Source organism: Xanthomonas sp. NCPPB 1826 (assembly GCF_056725285.1).
The window spans coordinates 2033161-2051012 of sequence record NZ_CM161521.1; the positions used below are offsets into that span (position 1 = coordinate 2033161).

Annotated in this window: 14 protein-coding genes; 7 read left to right on the top strand and 7 right to left on the bottom strand. The window is 64.0% G+C overall.

Annotated elements, in window-relative coordinates:
* The first annotated feature begins 30 nt into the window (after positions 1 to 30).
* From AC1PLA_RS08860 to AC1PLA_RS08875, 4 genes are all read left to right on the top strand, one after another.
* A complete protein-coding gene (locus AC1PLA_RS08860; protein ID WP_481106005.1) occupies positions 31 to 405 on the top strand; it encodes a VOC family protein in 375 nt (124 codons plus the stop codon).
* Positions 406 to 408: 3 nt separating this feature from the next.
* On the top strand, positions 409 to 918 hold the full coding sequence (locus AC1PLA_RS08865) for an EVE domain-containing protein (protein ID WP_481106006.1): 510 nt from the start codon (positions 409 to 411) through the stop codon (positions 916 to 918).
* Between the two features lie 1053 nt (positions 919 to 1971).
* Positions 1972 to 3048: a catalase family protein gene (locus AC1PLA_RS08870; protein WP_481106007.1), complete on the top strand. Its 1077-nt coding sequence runs from the start codon at positions 1972 to 1974 to the stop codon at positions 3046 to 3048.
* Between the two features lie 310 nt (positions 3049 to 3358).
* Positions 3359 to 5152 carry a methyl-accepting chemotaxis protein gene (locus tag AC1PLA_RS08875; RefSeq protein ID WP_481106008.1) on the top strand — a complete coding sequence of 598 codons (1794 nt, stop codon included), beginning with the start codon at positions 3359 to 3361 and terminating at the stop codon, positions 5150 to 5152.
* A 137-nt stretch (positions 5153 to 5289) separates the two neighbouring features.
* Here AC1PLA_RS08875 and AC1PLA_RS08880 read toward each other — a convergent pair whose 3' ends face one another.
* Positions 5290 to 5664, bottom strand: coding sequence for a nuclear transport factor 2 family protein (locus tag AC1PLA_RS08880; RefSeq protein WP_226426456.1), 375 nt, complete (start codon positions 5662 to 5664; stop codon positions 5290 to 5292).
* A gap of 117 nt (positions 5665 to 5781) precedes the next feature.
* A complete protein-coding gene (locus tag AC1PLA_RS08885) occupies positions 5782 to 6333 on the bottom strand; it encodes a CPBP family intramembrane glutamic endopeptidase (protein ID WP_481106179.1) in 552 nt (183 codons plus the stop codon).
* Between the two features lie 622 nt (positions 6334 to 6955).
* Between AC1PLA_RS08885 and AC1PLA_RS08890 the strand changes: the two genes are divergently transcribed.
* On the top strand, positions 6956 to 7399 hold the full coding sequence (locus AC1PLA_RS08890) for a hypothetical protein (protein ID WP_481106009.1): 444 nt from the start codon (positions 6956 to 6958) through the stop codon (positions 7397 to 7399).
* 234 nt (positions 7400 to 7633) lie between these two features.
* Here the strand turns inward: AC1PLA_RS08890 and AC1PLA_RS08895 are convergent, their stop codons facing one another.
* On the bottom strand, positions 7634 to 8065 hold the full coding sequence (locus AC1PLA_RS08895) for a carboxymuconolactone decarboxylase family protein (protein ID WP_481106010.1): 432 nt from the start codon (positions 8063 to 8065) through the stop codon (positions 7634 to 7636).
* A 260-nt stretch (positions 8066 to 8325) separates the two neighbouring features.
* Here AC1PLA_RS08895 and pdxR point away from each other — a divergent pair, with 260 nt between their 5' ends.
* The gene (gene pdxR, locus AC1PLA_RS08900; protein WP_481106011.1) at positions 8326 to 9750 is read left to right on the top strand and encodes a MocR-like pyridoxine biosynthesis transcription factor PdxR; all 1425 of its coding nucleotides are present in this window, start codon (positions 8326 to 8328) and stop codon (positions 9748 to 9750) included.
* A gap of 10 nt (positions 9751 to 9760) precedes the next feature.
* Here the strand turns inward: pdxR and AC1PLA_RS08905 are convergent, their stop codons facing one another.
* The 4 genes from AC1PLA_RS08905 to AC1PLA_RS08920 all read right to left on the bottom strand — a co-directional run bounded on the left by AC1PLA_RS08905 (position 9761) and on the right by AC1PLA_RS08920 (position 14562).
* Positions 9761 to 10177 (bottom strand): hypothetical protein, encoded by a 417-nt coding sequence (locus AC1PLA_RS08905; protein WP_481106012.1) that lies wholly within the window; start codon positions 10175 to 10177, stop codon positions 9761 to 9763.
* Positions 10178 to 10349: 172 nt separating this feature from the next.
* Entirely contained in the window at positions 10350 to 12461 is a 2112-nt protein-coding gene (locus AC1PLA_RS08910) for a methyl-accepting chemotaxis protein (protein ID WP_481106013.1), read from the bottom strand.
* 414 nt (positions 12462 to 12875) lie between these two features.
* Positions 12876 to 14060, bottom strand: a complete 1185-nt coding sequence (locus AC1PLA_RS08915; protein ID WP_481106014.1) for an FAD-dependent monooxygenase — start codon at positions 14058 to 14060, stop codon at positions 12876 to 12878.
* Positions 14061 to 14097: 37 nt separating this feature from the next.
* Positions 14098 to 14562: a MarR family winged helix-turn-helix transcriptional regulator gene (locus AC1PLA_RS08920; protein WP_102254005.1), complete on the bottom strand. Its 465-nt coding sequence runs from the start codon at positions 14560 to 14562 to the stop codon at positions 14098 to 14100.
* A gap of 418 nt (positions 14563 to 14980) precedes the next feature.
* On the opposite strand from AC1PLA_RS08920, the gene AC1PLA_RS08925 reads away from it, so the two are divergent.
* Entirely contained in the window at positions 14981 to 17839 is a 2859-nt protein-coding gene (locus AC1PLA_RS08925; protein ID WP_481106015.1) for a hybrid sensor histidine kinase/response regulator, read from the top strand.
* Positions 17840 to 17852: the final 13 nt, after the last annotated feature.

Sequence of the window (17852 nt, forward strand, 5' to 3'; positions counted from 1 at the left end):
TGCCTGTCCAACGAACGACAGGTGCAACTCATGACCAACAGCAACAGCATTCTTCTCTATGTGACCGACGCGCTGAAGAGCGCCGCCTTCTACACGAAACTGCTCGGGCAGGAACCCGTGGACGCAAGCCCGACCTTCGCCATGTTCATCCTGCCCTCCGGCCTGGGGCTCGGCCTCTGGGGCAAGACGGGCGTGGAACCCGCGCCGGCGGCTGTGGGCGGCGGCTGCGACATAGGGTTCAAGGTCGATACGGCTGCCATGGTCGATGCGATCCATACCGATTGGCGGAACAAGGGCGCGGATATCGCCCTGCCGCCCACCGACCTCGATTTCGGTCGGAGCTTCGTCGCCGCCGATCCGGACGGGCATCGTCTGCGCGTCTACACCGTGAACGAGGAGATGTGAGCCATGTCCAAGGCCTGGATTGCCGTCGCCTCGGCGGAGCATGTCCGGATCGGTCGAGAGGCCGGCTTCATGCAGGTCTGTCACGGCAAAGCGGCGCCGCTCAGGCGCATCAGGCCGGGCGACTGCGTGATCTACTATTCGCCGACCGTCACCTTCGGGGCCAAGGAACGTTGCCAAGCCTTCACCGCGATCGGCGCAGCGCGCGATAGCGCACCTTACCAGGTGGAGATGGCAAGCGGCTTCAGGCCCTGGCGGCGGGATGTCGTTTGGCAGTCTGCGGAAGAAACCCCGATCCGGCCACTGCTTGGCCGGCTCGCCTTCACCCAGGTCGGCGCCAACTGGGGCTATCAGCTTCGCTTAGGTTTGTTCGGTATCGACGAGGAAGATGCCGACGTGATCGCGCAGGCCATGATGCATGGGCGTCGAGAGAGCGCCCCGAACGTCGCTATTTCCGCCTCATATACGCAAATTTCCGCGCACGGCGGCAGAGAATGCGGCGTTGGAGGGCTATAGCGTAGACGTAGTGCTCATCATCGTCGGGCGCGGTCGCGGTCTGCCATATGTCGCTGCAGAGCACTAAGGCGCCCGCTTTTTTCGAGACCCGCCGATTCGTCATGGCGGGCAGTGCCGTACCGTTTGCAGCGGACCGTGCGCAGGGCAGCTGCCAACCGATGTGGCCAACGCGTCTGCAAATCTCTGCCGTCTGTCTCGGCGCAGCAGCTGGTTCATGGCCATCATCTGCTTGCCGTCCCCGCGATTGCTGCAGCCGATGCTGAGCAACGCCGGGACGGCCTTTCCACGCGGTCAAATTCGCCATGGGCGCTTCCAATGTCTGGTCGACATCATCGTCCGCGTCACATCTTTCGCATGATTTCGGCGCTCGCGCTTTGCTGGTGCTGCCTGCAGCACCGGCTGCTGCGGCTGACAGCATTTCGCCTGGGGATTGGCGCGGAATCCTGTCCACCCGCGGCGGCACAGGGCCGGTTTATGTCGTTCTGAGAGCGCGCGCAGGCAGGTGCTTTGACTGCCTGGATCGGTGCCAACGATAGCGGCTACTGCCGGGGGCTCAGCGACAGCCAAGCCAGGATGCAGATGCGTCCTGATGGCAGCGCCGTGCTTTCGCTGCTCTTGAATGGTCAACGCGATATGGCGTTGTTTGAGCGGGTGCCCTGACCTCGATGCAGGCGCAGGCTGCCAGCGCGACAACACCGCCGTCTTTCGAACAGTGATTACTGTGTGTTGGTGTGCTGATGGGAGTTAAGCCTTGCGGCAGCAAACGAGGAAAAACATCAGGGGCGTGGCCTGGCTATAAATTGTTCATGAAATGAGCAAAATCAGCCGCCTGCGAGGACTGCCGCGGGTTTCTCTAACGAAGCGGCAGCTTCGACTAGAAAAGCGAAAGGAATGCCCAGCGTAAGCCGGATCGCGCGTCTATTAGCCATTGCCATTGCAAGGGTAGGACAGAGTAGGTGTACGGCCCTCGACAAGTGACTGTCCCCGGCTTCGACGGAGCGTAAACAGCGGGTGGAGCACATTGGCCTGACCAGCCATAAAGCCAGGAACCTCATGAACGCGCCCGTCGAATACCGCCCCGATCTGGAAACGCCCAGCGTCAGTGAACAGGAAACCATTCGTTCCCTGGAAGCGCTGTTCGTTGACATGGCAACGACCGTGGCTGAAAAGGAAGGGCATGCGCACCGCGCAGTCCATGCGAAAGGACAGGGCCTGTTCACCGCCAAGCTCAGCGTATTCAACGATCTGCCCGAAGAGCTGCGACAAGGCCTGTTTGCAGGGCCCGGGCAATACGATGCTTACATCCGCCTGTCATCGCCACCTGCAGAACAACTGAGCGATGCTGTCTCGACCCCGCGCGCTCTGGCCTTGAAGGTGTTGGGTGTCAGCGGCGAGCGCGTCGAGGGCGGAGACGAGAAGCACAGCCAGGATTTCTTGATGGTCAATGGCCCTTCCTTCACCACCCCCGGTCCCGATGGGTTCTTGCGTAATTTCCGGGTGCTGGCGACGACCACGGAAAAGGCGCCAGGCGCCAAGGCGGCGCTTTCAAAAGTGCTTCGGGGTGTCGAACACACGCTTGAAAAGATCGGTGGGGGAAGCGGCAGCATCAAGCAGATGGGCGGACAGCCGCAGGTTCATCCGCTGGGCGAGACGTTTTTCTCGCAGGTGCCGTACCTCTACGGGCGTTACATTGCCAAGTTCTCGCTGGCGCCGGTGTCCAGCAATCTCGTCGAACTCGATGGGCAGGAAGTTGGCGACTCCCCGGATGCGCAGCGCGAGGCCGTTCATCACGCCATCAGCACCCTGGACAGCCCGGCCGAGTGGGAGCTGCGCGTGCAGCTGTGCCGGGACGTGGAGAAGATGCCGGTCGAGGATGCGTCGATAGAGTGGTCGCAATCCATCAGCCCCTTTGTGGCAGTCGCGCGCGTGGTGGTCGAGTGTCAGGCTGGCTGGGACGGAGAGAACTCGCAGCAGCTGGAAGACCGCATCGCCTTCTCGCCGTGGCATGCCTTGGCCGCGCACCGGCCGCTGGGCGCCATCAACCGGGCGCGCCGTATCGTGATGGCAGCCTCGCGCCGATTCCGCTCCGAATTCAATCGCTGCCCGATCCACGAGCCGACTGGCGTCTAGCCGTCCTCGCTGCTTGCCTCGTGTCATGCAGTCTCTCTGCATCCGCGGGCCGGAGTGCCCCGGATTGCAGCTGCCGGGCAAGGATTTTGACAAGTCGTTGAGCGACTGCAGCGACCGGCTTGGCATGGCAGGGTGACCGCCGCCGCGTTTGGTAAGGAGTAGCAGGCCGCGGGCTCGATCCACCAGGACTGCTGCTCTTGCTTAGCTGAATGCTCGACTCGCCCAGGGTGGTGGATCGGGAAAGAACCATCAAGAACGGCCGATCGCTGCCGCTAGGGACGCATCCCCAACGCAAGCAGCAGAGGCCGCTATGTTTTTCTCCGACAGCCACAAGGTGGACGCACTGACCAAGGCGGTTGATGCCACGTTGAAAGGTGGCAGTGCGCAGTGGCCCAACAACGGATCGGCTCTGCTGCTCAAGAAGATGGCCGAGCGCTTGTATGCGGCCCAGCAGGAGCGCGACCTGGCCAAGGCCGAGGCGGAAGACGCGGCCACCGCATTACGCCATCTGGAGGGCCGTTTCGAGCTGGTCGCCAGCGGTACGACCGACGGGCTCTGGGATATTGGCGTCATCGCCGGCGATCCCAGCCACCCCGACAGCCCGGTGTGGTGGTCGCCGCAGATGCGCCGGCTGCTGGGCTTTGCCTCTGAACAGGATTTTCCCAATGTCCTGGACAGCTGGGTCGCATGCCTGCACCCGGATGACAAGCAGCCGACGCTGGATGCCTTTGCGGCGCACCTTGCCGATCGCAGCGGTCGGACGCCCTACGACGTCGAAAACCGCCTGCGTCTGAAATCCGGCGAATATCGGTGGTTCCGCGCATTCGGCACCACCGAGCGCGATGCGCAGGGCTTGCCGCTCCGGGTGGCGGGTTCGCTCACCGACATCACCGAGCGTCGCGAGCGCGAGCAGTTCCTCGACATCACGCTGACGCGCTTCGAGCTCGGCTCACAGATGCTCAGCGATGGCTTGTGGGACATGAGCGTGATCGCAGGTGATCCGATCAACCCGAACAACGAGTTCTGGTGGTCGCAGCAGTTCCGCCACCTGCTTGGCTTCGAGTCCGAGCAGGAGTTTCCCAATGTGCTCGATAGCTGGGCGTCACGGCTGCACCCGGAAGACAAGGAGCGTTCTTTGAACGCGTTCGCGGCGCATTTGAACGACCGCAGTGGCCGCACCAACTTCGATATCGAGTATCGCCTGCAGCTCAAGAACGGCCAGTACCGCTGGTTCCGCGCACGCGGCCTGACCAAGCGCGCTGCCGACGGCACGCCGTTGCGTGCGGTTGGAGCATTGATGGACGTGGAAGCCGGGCGTCAGCTGGGCGAGGTGGCAAACACGCTCAGCAGTGCGGCAGGCGACATCGTGCGCAGCAACGATGACCTGTCGCGGCGCACGGAGCAGCAGGCGGCGGCGCTCGAGGAGACCGCAAGCTCCATGGAGGAGATGACCAGCATCGTTCGCAAGAACGCCGAAGGTGCGCGTCAGGCCAATTCGCTGGCGAGCAAGGCCGCGGAGACCGCGTTGCATGGCGGTGAGCTGGTCAATGGTGTCGTCAGCACCATGGCGGCAATCCAGGCATCGTCGCGGAAGATCGGCGAAATCATCACCGTCATCGATGGCATCGCGTTCCAGACCAATATCCTTGCCCTGAACGCGGCCGTGGAAGCGGCGCGGGCTGGCGAGCAGGGACGTGGCTTTGCGGTCGTCGCGTCCGAGGTGCGTAGCCTCGCGCAGCGCTGCACCATGGCCGCCAAGGAGATCCGCGACCTGATCGCCGATTCGGGTGCGAAGGTGGGGCAGGGTGCGGAGCAGGTCAACGTGGCGGGAAAGGCCATGGAAGAACTGCTTTCCTCGGTGCGGCAGGTCAACGACATCATGAGCGGCATTGCCGCGGCCAGTCACGAGCAGAGCGCTGGCATCGAGCAGATCAATCAAACCATCTCGCAGATGGATGCAGCGACGCAGCAGAATTCCGCTTTGGTTGACACCATGGCATCGTCGGCCCGCGCACTTGAGGATCAGGCGACTGCGTTGGTGGAGAGTGTTGCCAACAGCTCACGCAGCGTCGCTGGCAAGGCGAAGCTCGCATTGGCCGCATAACGCGCGCAGCCAGTGCCGCCCTGTGACCTGGTAATGCCGGGAAGCAGGGCGGTGCACTGGAAACCAGAATGCGCTCGATGGCTTTTCTACGCTCGGCCTGAAAAGGCGCCCGGTCTAGACCGATCGCCTGAAATGTTTCATCGGGCAGGTGCGGTGTCGATGCGTGCGCCCGTCGCGAATGAGGCTCTCTGGATTTTTCCGTCGATCACCTCGTAGATGCATAGCATCTCAACAAGGCCAATCCCGTCTGGAAAGTTGCGGGTGATGCGCTCCGCGTCGGCGACGATGTTGCCGACGACGGTCCGCGACAACAGCTGCGCATGCAGGTCCGGCTCCTGAAAGCGGGCCAGAAACCGCTCGCGAAGCATGGCATGCCCCTTGGCCAGCTGTGGTCCGTGCAAGGTGTAATGCTCGGCATCGTCAGCATAGGTGGCCAGCAAGGCGTCGATATCCTTGGCGTTGTAGGCATCAAGCTGCGCTTGAACGATCGAGAGCAGGCTATCGGTGGTCATGTCTGACAATGCTCGTGTAGAGAAGGACAAGCCGCTATCGTCCAGCATCTACGGATGACGTGCCAAGGATTTGCTGGCAGTGAGGCACCGAAGCAAGCGGATCCTGGTGGGTGTCTGCTAGTACCAACCCAGATACAGCGTCGCAATGCCCCAGGTGTCGATCAAGCCATGCGCCAGGATCATCGCCCAGAGGTTGCGTCGTGATCGCAGATAGACATAGCCGAACAACGCGCCGACAAGCCCGGTCAGCAGCACCCCCGAGATGCCTTGGGTCAGGTGCATCGCGCCAAACAGGGCTCCCCCTGCCAGTGCCGCCATCACGCGTCCGCCACGATAGCGGCCCAGCAAGTGATCGAGGTGGTGCATCAGGAACGCACGGAAGACCAGTTCCTCGCCAAGCGCCGCGCTGAGCCAGGCGCCGCCTGCCAGGTGGGCTGCCGCGTTGACGTTGCCAAGCAGTGCGCCGTAGCCGCTGTAGTCGGCTTTGGTCCCGGTCAGCGCATCGATCAGCGGTTGCACGAACGGATTGATGACGCCGATGACCAGCGCGAGCAGCAGCAGCGTCCAGCCGAGCAAGGCGCGGGACGGCTGAGGCTTTAATCCACAGGCACTCAGCGAGCGCGTTTCCAGCCAGACCAAGGCAATCCCTAGAATGCCGACAAGCGGCATCCGCCAGGGAAACTGCACCCAACGGTAGTGCGCCAGTGCGAGGATGACGGCGATTGCTGCGATGCGTGCCAGAGGATGTCCCAGTGCAGGGATGCCCGGGTGGATATGTGCGCTTGAGGAGCCTTGTTGAAACATGCTGGACGAAGGATCGAGTAGGTCATCGAACGGTAACCACGGGAACGACAAGCGTCCTGTGCCAGAGGGCATGGGTTGCTGACTACGAAGAGGAGAGACATGCGCTGTTTCAGGCGCTCGACCGTGAATCGCATTGAAGTGGGGCCGGCCGATGTCGCCGTGTGCGGTGAAGACGCTGCTGGCAGCGGCTGATTTCAACCTTCATCACTGATGGGTTTGCATTGAGTTCAAGCAATGTCTGCATCAGCACAGTTTTTCAGTTGGCAGCCGCTCCACGTTCTCATTTCATTTTCTGGTGACGTAGTGGCCGGGGATTCGTTTCAGCTTGGATTGCAAATAGCTCAGAAGTGACGATGTCCCTGGTGCCTTTGCCATGCGGCTTGAGTTGCCTGATCACAGCTTGAGCATTGATTGCCGCGCTCAACTTCAGCTGGTATCGATCATCTCAAGCGATGGTTCTTCGTTATAGAAACTGCGTTGGCTAGTGGTGACCGCTGACGTCTGTCACGCAAATGCTCTGCTTGAACTCGGCATCACCTTGCTTGTTCAGCTGTGTTTGCGCCGACTGGCACAACGCACCACCAAGGACATGTGGATCCGGATACGCTATGCGCCTCCCACAACGTTGTTGAAAGGTATGGAGCAGTTGAACGAGCAATGGATGACAGCGGTTGTGGATGCCTTGAGCGACCTGCAGGCAGCAAGGGTGGCGCAGGGCGCGGTGCTTGAGGCCCTGGTTGCTTCGCATCCATCGCCGGTGCTGCTGATGCGGTGTTGGGATCGCCTTTCCTCCTCCTTGGTTGCGACCGTTTCGCAACACAAGGCCTCCTCGACAATGGCAAAGCCGATCGAGGCGTATACGCTTGAGCAGTTGGCAGCGTGGACGGATCGAATGGAGCGCTGTTTTCCCCAGGCCAGAGGGCAATCCTAGCCCGGGCTACTGCAAGGCAGCGCTTGCCATTCCGCTCGATGCACAGCACCTGGCCATCCAGTGCGTAGCGTAGTCATACGCACTGGATGGATCAGCGAAGGCAACAATGAGCAGTCGCCAGCAGTGCAGTGTGCTGGCGCCGGACGCTAGCCGGCCGTCAAGCTCCTGTTCTCAGCCTTGGCGGCTATCAGCGTTGCGAGACAGAGCGGGCGGTCTGCATTGACGCGCTGGACTTTACTGACGCATGCCAATCGCCAAACGATTGAATGCGGCCATCAGCGCGATGGCAAAGCTCAGGTCGGCAATCTCGGCGTCACTGAAATGGGCTTTCAGAAGAGCAAAGTCATCGTCAGGGGCTCGGCTGTTTGCAATATCTGTCAGTGACTCGGTCCACCCCAGGGCCAGGCGCTCACGTTCGCTGAAATGCGGACTCACCCGCCACCCGGCCAGGCTGTCCAACTTGGCGTCGGGCATGCTGCCGGCACGTAGCGCAGCAGCGTGCATTTCCAGGCAAAAGGCGCAGCCATTGAGTTGCGAAACGCGCAGGTAGACAAGTTCAATCAGGGGCTTGCCGAGGCTGCTCTTCTCCAGTGCCTTCTTGGTGGTGCCAAATCCTTTATAGGCATCTGGAGATAGGGTTTGGTAAGGCAAACGAAGTGTGTTCACGCAGAATCCAGTCTTGAGTCAGTGGCAGCAAGCAGCCGTTTTTAGGAGGCAAACCCGCTGATGCTGCCGTTGCGCCAATGAGGCCGCAGAACAGGAATGAGCGGCGAGCAATGTTCGGGTGCCCGGCGGAACTTCAGCCGCATCTTGTGCGACCACGCCTACTTTAGGAGACTGATGTCCCAGCTGGATGGGGCAAGAATTGAAGAGTCGAGTGGGACATGAGTGAGAGGGGGCAGTGCGAGCCGGCGCGCGACTTGCCGATGTTTCTGCAGTTGTATTGGCGCTACCGAAACGCAATTGCGCAAGGCGGGCTGCGCCCGGGTGACCGGGTGCCTTCGGTGCGCAGTCTTGCCAGCGAAGTAGGGGTTGCGCGTGGAACGGTAGAGAAGGCTTACGAGTTGCTCGTGAGTGAGGGCTACCTTCTGACCAGGGGACCAGCCGGAACCGTCGTGTCACCCATGGCGCGTGGCGTGGGCGCTGGCCGGCGTGACAGTCACCCTCTGCCGCGCGCCGCGCCTTCGCTGGGCACGTCGTCTGCAGGCGTGCTCAGCAGGCCCTTCCAACTCGGCGTACCGGCGTTCGATGCATTCCCCTGCAAGGTGTGGAAACGCCTGGCGGGGCGTCACCTGCGCTCGCTGGATACGGCAGCCATGGCCTACCCCGAAGCGGCAGGTTATGAGCCGCTACGCCGTGCCATTGCCAACTACCTGGTCAGCTCACGAGGCGTTGCCTGCACATACGAGCAGGTGTTCGTGACTGCAGGCTACCCGGGTACCCTGGACTTGATCTGTCGCACCCTGCTGAAAACGGGGGATGTCGGCTGGTACGAAGATCCGGGCTATGTGTTCGCCCGCCAGTTCCTGCAACGCTCCGGGATGCAGCTGCAGCCGGTGCCAGTAGACGAGGAGGGCTTGAACGTAGGCGAAGGTCTGAAGCAAAGCCCTGCGGCTCGATTCGCCGTGGTCACACCTGCCCATCAAAGCCCGACGGGCGTGGCACTTTCATTGCCTCGCCGCCTGCAATTGCTGGACTGGGCCAGCCAGGTCAATGGATGGGTGATAGAAGACGATTACGACAGCGAATTTCGTTACCACGGCAGGCCCCTTCCGGCGCTCAGTAGCCTGGATGACAATGATCGCGTGCTCTATACGGGGTCTTTCAGCAAGGTGCTTTTCCCTGGTCTTCGCCTGGCCTATCTGGTTGTCCCCAAGGCCCAGGCCGAACGTTTCGCCGATGCAGCCGGGCAGTTTGGCGGTGTGGGATCCTTCGTGTCACAGGCCACGGTCGCCGAATTCATGGAGCAAGGGCACTTCTCCCGTCACTTGCGCAGGATGCGCGTGCTCTACAGTCAGCGGCGCAGCTATTTGGTCGATGCGCTCACCGACATCTTTGGCTCCCGCATGGCGATCCAGCCCCAGGCAGGCGGACTCCAGGTGCTGGCTTATCCCGCGACAGGACAAAGCGATGCGCTGCTGGCGCAGGCCGCCCAATCCCACGGACTGCCACTTCAGGCATTGAGCAGGTGGCGAATGCGCCCCTCATCATCCGGCGGTTTGCTGATGGGATTCTCAGGCTTTGCAACGCGAGAACAAGCGTACGCCTCGGTTCACCGGCTACGAGCAGCGCTGGATGACGTGTGGGCGCCTGCAGGGCCTCGCGTTTGTGCTGCATCGCCCCGGGCCTGAAGCATTTTGATCAGCGGCCACCCTGAAAGCGAAAGGTGAAGCGCATGTCCGACGTGGCGGCCGTTGCCGAGTCTGCTGGCGGGGCAGTGGCGTCGACCAACGTCAACTGGCCATCGGCCACAGGCACCGGGACGCCAAGCGTGAGATCGATCTGTTTGGACCAGCCGCCGCCGAGCACGGTTGCCCTGACGATCAACCGGCCCGCCACGACGCATTGCACCTCGGCCGGGCAACGGCTGTCTTCGATGACGCGGTCGGGACGTACCTTGGGGCCATCGACCGCCGCGATTTCTCCCAGCCACACCGGGCCTTCGATGGGCTGGCTGGCAATGGGGCCAGCCGCCGCGCACGCGGCAAGCCAGGCGACCAGAAGTGTTGCAAGCACCAGCGTGCGGAAGGGGCGGAGACGTTCCATGGCGGCAATCATGCCCGTGTGTTGTGGAGATGCAAGCTGATGTTTCGGTGCGCTGTGCGGATGTAGCGACCACATCAATGCGATGTAGCGTCACTTCGCCGTGACGCGCCCGCGCAAGTGCGCAGCATTGCGCGAGCGCAGGCAGCAATACGGCCAGTCACTAAGGATCGCGCCACCCGGCCAGTCAGATCACCGAGGCATTGACCTTGAACACCTCGACCGCCTGCGTCAGCTGGGTCGAATGCGCTTCCAGCGAACGGGCCGCCGTGCTCGCGGCTTCGACCAGGCTGACGTTCTGCTGGGTGGTTTCGTCCATCTGGGCGATGGTCAGGTTGACCTGTTCGATGCCGCCGGCCTGTTCCTGCGAGGCGGCGGAGATGTGGCCCATGATGTCGGTGACATGCTGGACGCTGGTGACGACCTCGCCCATGGTGGTGCCGGCCTTGTGCACCAGCGTTGCACCGTCGGCGACGCGCTGCACGGAGTCCTCGATCAGGCGTTTGATCTCCTTGGCGGCGTCCGATGAGCGGTGCGAGAGGGTGCGCACTTCCGAGGCCACCACGGCAAAACCGCGGCCTTGTTCGCCGGCGCGTGCGGCCTCGACGGCGGCATTGAGCGCAAGGATGTTGGTCTGGAAGGCGATGCCGTCGATGACCGAGATGATGTCGGCAATACGCCTGGACGAGGCTTCGATGCCGGACATCTGTTCGATGACCTGGCCAACCACGTCGCGTCCTTCCGAAGCGATGGCGGCGGCGCCCAGCGCGAGCTGATTGGCGCGGCCGGCGTGCTCGGCATTCTGCTTGACGGTGGAGGTCAGTTCTTCCATCGAGGCAGCGGTTTCTTCCAGGCTGGCGGCCTGCTGTTCGCTGCGGCGCGACAGTTCCTGGTTGCCGCTGGCGATGTCTTCGGCGGCAAAACCGATGCTGTTGGAGGTGGTCTGGATATGCGTGACGATGTCGGTCAGGCGATGCACGGTGCTGTTGGCATCGTCGCGCATGGAGGCGAACACGCCGTGGAAGTTGCCGGTCATGCGCACGGTCAGGTCGCCATCGGCGATGCACCGCAGCAGGTCGGAAAACCTGGCCAGGTTGGTGTCGGAGGTGGCCATCATGGTGTTGAGGTTTTCGACCATCAGGCGGAAGTCGTGCTCGAACTTCTCAGGCTGGCCGCGCAGCGCGAAGTTGCCGGCGCAGGCAGCCTGGGTGAGCTGCTGGATCTGCGCGTTGATGGCGCGCAGGTTCTGCTTGACCTGCTGCATGGTGGCGGTGATGGCGGCTTTCTCGCCGGGGTATTGCTCGATTTCGGGGGCCAGGTCCCCGATGGCATAGCTGCCCATGACCTCGGTCATGCGCAGCTGGGTCTGCACGTGCGCATGCACCAGGGCGTTGGTGTCCTGCACCATGTGCCCGTATTCGCCGGGGAACTGCTGGGCGTCGGTGCGGTAGCTGATCTCGCCGGCATCGTGGCGGGCCGCCATGCTGCGTTGGGCGGAGATCACGTCCTGCAGGCGGCGCTGCATCTGCTGCATGGCGCGCAGCAGCTGGCCGGATTCGTCCTTGCTGGTAGGCAGGTCCTGGCTGCGCAGGTCGCCGTCATTGATGCGCTCGGCCAGCCGCAGCGATTGGCGCAAGGGCAGCACCACGCTGCGGGTCAGCAACCACGCAATGGTGGCGCCCAGCAGCAAGGCAATGACGGTGGAGACCACCATCAGCATTGCAAAGCCGCGCGCGGTTGTCACCGCGTCCTTGGCGGCCGCGCGGTTCTTGGCCTCCTGCAGGTCGATGAAGGCGTTGATGCTGGCCAGCCAGGCGACGAAGGCGGGGCGCGCCTGCTGCAGCAGGCGTTGTTCGGCATGCGGCTTGTCGGCGCCATCGCGGAACGCGCGCACCTGCGCGATCAACGGCATGGTGCGCTGCTCGATGGCCTTGATCCGCTGGAGGATGGCCTTTTCTTCCGCGTCCGTGGAGGCCGCGATCATGTCGTCCAGTGGCTTGGCGGAGCGGGCGTAGTCCGCGGCGAGCTTGTCGATCGATTGTTCTGCCGTGTGCCGCTCTGCCGGGTCGTCCAGCAGCACGACATCGCGCAGGGCGATCGCGCGGTCGTGCACGCTGCCGCGGAAATTGATCGCATAGCGTTGCTTGACGCTGTTCACTTCGTTGATGGCGGTGAGCTGCTGGTCGATGCTGCGTACGCGCTGGATGCCGACGACGGTGAGGATCACCATCAGGACAATGATCGCGAGGAAGCCGAGGGCCAGGCGCTGACCGATGCGCAGATTCGAAAGCAGGGACATAGGGAGTTTGATCGGTGATCCGGCGAGCGGAAGAGCGGGGAGAATCCCAGCAACAGCTGGGAGGCGATGCGCCCGGGACACCGATGGGGTCGGCAGCGTTGCCGCTGCACGAAGGATGTCTCGACCTGTTCGTTAGCGGCTTGCGTCAGCGGAAATGAAACCGCTCGCCGCGGCAGGATTCATCCACGGTTGGCTTCGCAATGCTTTCAGGCCAGGGCGAGCAGAACGCAAGCCATCGGTCGCGGCCGCAGCGCAGTGCTGCGGTGCCGGTCAGCGCCAGGGCAGAAGCGGATTCAGGCGCGGCAAGTGACCAAGGCGTGGAGACGGCCGCGGCGCCTAAGCTGCGGCCGATTGCAGGCGTCGATCAGCATGCATCGTGCCGCCACCGCAGCCCAGCCGCCGATCCAGATGGCTTCAGTCATAGCGCGACAGATCCGGCGCCTTCATCGACGGCGTCATCAGCTTGGCGGCAATGTTCTGGATGCTGGGTTGGCTGGCGAATTTCAGTGCGCCGTGCAGCAGCTGGATGCCGAGCCGGCTGTGTGGGTTCATCAGGCGCGGGCCGATCTTCGGTACGCCCTGGCCCTGTTCCACCATCGGCCGCATGGCGTCGGCGTAGGCGGCGAAGGCCTGTTCCAGCGTCGCGGCGCGTGCGATCTCGTTGGCCAGCACATAGCCGCCGGTGACCGCCAGGGTGGCGCCGATGCCGGCCAGCGGGGTTGCGCACCAGGCCGCATCGCCGGTCAGCACGACGCGGCCGGCGTGCCAGCGCGGCATGCGCACCTGCCGCAAGGCATCGAAGTAGAAATCGTCGGTGGTGTCCATGCCGTCCAGCACCCGCGCAGCCTGCCAGCCGGCGTCGGCGAAGCGTTCGCGCAGATAGGCCTTCTGGGTCGCCATGTCCCAGTCCTGCTCGCCCTCGGGGGCTTTCTGCAGCGACAGCATGGCGCGCGTGGTGCCATGCTGGTCCGGGCGCAAGGAGATGCTGCGCCCGCTGGTGGCGTGATACCAGCGCCACAGGCGGTCATCGTCGGCGGTGCGTGCGATGGTGAAGTAGGCGATGGTCAGATCCATCCAGCGCGGGTCGTTCTCGCCGGGGAACAGCAGCTCGCGTGTGGCCGAGCCGACGCCTTCGGCGACGATGACGGCATCGAAGCGGTCGCTGCGTCCGCTCTGGAAGTGCACGGTGGCAGCCTCGCCGTCGTTGTCGATGCTGGCGATGCGGTCGCCGAACCGGTACTCGGCCTTCTGGCGGGCGGCGTCGTAGAGCAGGCGGGCGAGGTCGCCGCGCAGGATTTCCAGTTCTGCGGTCGGGCCATCGCCGTCCATGTCGTCGGTCTTGAAGGTCGCTACCGCATGGCCGTGGTCGTCGACCCAGGCGGTGCCTTCCTCTCCGGTGCCGTGATCGAGTGCGGCCTGCTCCAGGCCCATGCGCTGCAGGACCTCGCGGCCGACGCCGCGCACGTCTATGTTTTGGCCGCCATCGCGAAACTGCGCGGTCTGCTCGACGACGCTGACGTCGAACCCCTGCTGGGCGAGCGCCCAGGCCACGGTGTTGCCGGCGACGCTTGCGCCGGTGATGAGGATGCGACGCGCCATGACAGACCACCCGGAAGAATAAATATCAGAAGTGATATTACATGTCCTGGTCGCGCTGCTCCAGGTTGGCGATCAGGCGCTGCATGAACGCGACAGTCTGCTGCGCCTCCTCGGGCGAGAAGTCCTTGAGCGCATCGGCATTGAGATCGATCAGTATCTTGCCGCCGATCTCGGCGATCTTGCGCCCGCGCGACGTGAGCGAGACCACCGCGGCGCGGCGGTCCTGCGGCGCCGGGGAGCGCTTGATCAGCTTCAGGCCCTCCAGCTTGTCCAGCAGGGCCACCATTGCCGGCTGCTTCACCGCCGAGTCGATCACCAGGTCGCGTTGCAGCATCGGCCCTTTCCAGGACAGCAGCATGATTGGCCCGATCAGTGCCAGCGACACGCCATGCGGCCGCAGTTGCGCATCCACCAGACGATTGAAGACCCGCGCAGCATGGTTGGCCAGATACCCCGGTGCGACCGCAGCCAGTGGGTGAATGAGTACGTCGCGATCCTGCATCTGCGTTACCGTGCCACGCCTTTCGGCCATCTCGCGATTTTATCCGGGCACGCGCACCACGGGGCATTGCCTGCGCGCCGCGTCGAGACATCCATGCCGGCTGCCGCGCGGCAACGCGCGCCATGGTGGGGGCGGCGCGCAGTCAGCAGGTATCGTCACCTGAGTGTTGTAACGTAGGCGGGCGCTGCACGCCGGGCAGGGCGCCCACGGCGATGCCGGATGGCGCTGGTGGCAGGTCAGGCCGGCTGGTCGGCCTGGTCCGATCCTGCCAGCCGGCGATGCGCGGCGTTGGCCCCTGGTTCCTCTTCAATGGTTCGTCAAAGATGCTTGTTTGGGTGATTGGTAAACCGGCCGCGCACCGCGGTGCGCATTGCACGCAGGACGACTGCCGCTGGACGGCAGCACGATCGGGCGCCGCATGAGCGCGTCGTTTCCGTATGGCGACAGCGCCATGGCGCAGGCCGTGCGCGCCTACGACTGGGCCGCAACACCGCTGGGGCCGACCACGCAATGGCCGTCGCCACTGCGCAATGCGGTCAGCCTGATGCTCAGCTCGCCGGAAAGCATGTATGTGGTGTGGGGCGATGCGCTGACCTTCTTCTACAACGATGCCTATACGCCGATCCTGGGACCGCGGCAGCCGCATGCGCTGGGTGCGCCGCTGCAGGAACTGTGGGCCGATGCGTGGGAGGCGGTGCGTGCGCCGATCGAGGCGGCGTTTGCGGGGCGCGCCTCGCGCTTCGAGGAAGTGCCGATCGGCATGAACCGCTACGGCACGCCGGAAGATACCTGGTGGACGTTCTCGTTCTCGCCGATCTATCTGGACGATGGGCGTGTGGGCGGCGCGTTCTGCGTCACCAACGAAGTCACCGACCGCAAGGTGGCGCAAAACCGGCTTGCCGATGAGCACGAGCGGCTGATCCGGTTGTTCGAGCAGGCGCCGATGTTCATGGCGTTTTTGAGCGGTCCGCAGCATCGGGTGGAGTTCGCCAACCCGTGCTATTCGCGCCTGATCGGGCACCGCGACGTGATCGGCAAGCCGCTGGCCGAGGCCCTGCCGGATCTGGTCGAGCAGGGGCATCTGCATCGCCTGGACGAGGTGTATCAGTCCGGGCGTGCCTATGCGGCCAATGCGCTGGCGTACAACGTGCAGGCCGAGCCGGGCGGCCCGGTGGAGCGACGTCTGCTGGATCTGGTCTACCAGCCGATCGCTGGCGCCGACGGCACCGTCTCAGGCATCTTCGTGCAGGGCCTGGATATCACCGACCGCATCGGCCTGGAACGCGCGGTGCGCGAGGCGGAAGTGCGCAACCGGCAGATCCTGGACAGCGTGATGGACTACGCGATCATCGCCACCGACCTGCACGGCCTGGTCACGTCCTGGAACGAGGGCGCGCAGCGCATTCTGGGCTGGAGCGAGGCCGAGATGCTGGGCCAGACGCTGGAGCGCACCTTCACCCCGGAAGATGTGGAGCGCCGGCAGATCCTGATCGAGGCGGCGGCGGCGCTGGAAAGTGGCAGCGGCATGGACGAGCGCTGGCATGTGCGCAAGTCCGGCCAGCGTTTCTGGGCGAACGGTTCACTGATGGTGCTGCGCGAAGAAACCGGCGCGGCGATCGGCTTTGTCAAGGTGTTGCGCGACCGCACTGCCGAGCGGCTGGCCAGCGAAGCCCTGCGCGAGAGCGAGCGCCGGCTGGATGCGCTGGTGCGCGCGTCTTCGCAGTCGATCTTCTCGGCCAGCGCCGACTGGCGCGAGCTTCGCCAACTGGTTGGCGAGGGGGCGCTGAGCGATGCGCTCTCGGCAAGCTTGAACTGGCAGCAGGAGATGGTGCACCCGGACGATCGCGCGCGGCTGGCCGAAGCCATTGCGCATTCGATCATCAACAAGACCGGGCTGGATGTGGAATACCGCGTGCTGGATGCCGATCAGCGGGTGGGTTGGACCCTGATGCGCGCGATTCCCCTGCTGGACGAGCGCGAGCAGATCGTGGAGTGGTTCGGCACCGCTGCCGACATCACCGACAAGCGGCTGGCCGAACAGCAGCTGCGCCAGCTGACCGAAACGCTGGAAGAGCGCGTACGCGAACGCAGCGCGGCGCTGCTGCTGGCTGAGGAAAAGCTGCGCCAGAGCCAGAAGATGGAGGCGGTCGGCCAGCTGACCGGCGGGCTGGCGCACGACTTCAACAATCTGCTGACGGCGATCAGCGTCGGTCTGGAGCTGTTGCAGACGCGTATCGAACAGGGCAAGTACGACCGCCTGGAGCGCTACGTGGAAATGGCGCAATCCAGCGCCGCGCGCGCCACCGCGTTGACCCAGCGGCTGCTGGCGTTTTCGCGCCGGCAGACCCTGGCGCCCACCGCGCTGGAGGTACAGGCACTGGTGCAGGGCATGCACGACATCATCGCGCGCACGCTGGGGCCTTCGATCGCCTTGCAGCTGCGCCCTGCAGCCGACCCCTGGAAAGTGCTGGTGGATGCGCCGCAGCTGGAAAACGCGCTATTGAACCTGTGCATCAACGCGCGCGATGCGATGCCCGATGGCGGCGAGCTCACCATCGCCGTCGCCAACCGGGTGCTGGACGCCGGCGCCGCCCAGCAGCTGGACCTGCCGATCGGCGAGTACGTGTGCCTGAGCGTGCAGGACACCGGCACCGGCATGAGCGCCGAGGTGATGTCCAAGGTGTTCGAGCCGTTCTTCACCACCAAGCCGATCGGGCAGGGCACCGGTCTGGGGCTGTCGATGATCTACGGATTCACCCGCCAGTCTGGCGGCCACGTGCGGATCGATTCGGAGGTGGGCGTCGGCACCACGATGGCGCTGTACCTGCCGCGCTTCGATGGCGTGCTGGCGCAGGACGAGGCAGTGCCGGCGACCGAGCAACCGCTGCGCTCGACCGCGCCAAGCTGCACGGTGCTGCTGGTGGAAGACGAAACCGCGATCCGCGTGCTGATGTCCGAAGTGCTGAGCGAAGCGGGCTACCGCGTCATCGAGACCGCCGAAGGCAGCGCCGCAGTGGAGCGCCTGCGCTCGCAGGAGACGATCGATCTGCTGGTGACCGACGTCGGCCTGACCGGCGGATTGAACGGACGTCAGGTCGCCGACGCGGGGCGGCAGTCGCGGCCGACGCTGCCGGTGCTGTTTGTCACCGGCTACGCGGCAACCGCGGCGGTGGGCGCCGGGCAACTGGAGGACGGCATGGAGGTGCTGACCAAGCCGTTTCTGGCCGTGGACCTGGAACGCCGCGTGGCGCAGTTGCTGGAACGCAAATCGCACTGAGGCCTGCATGCAG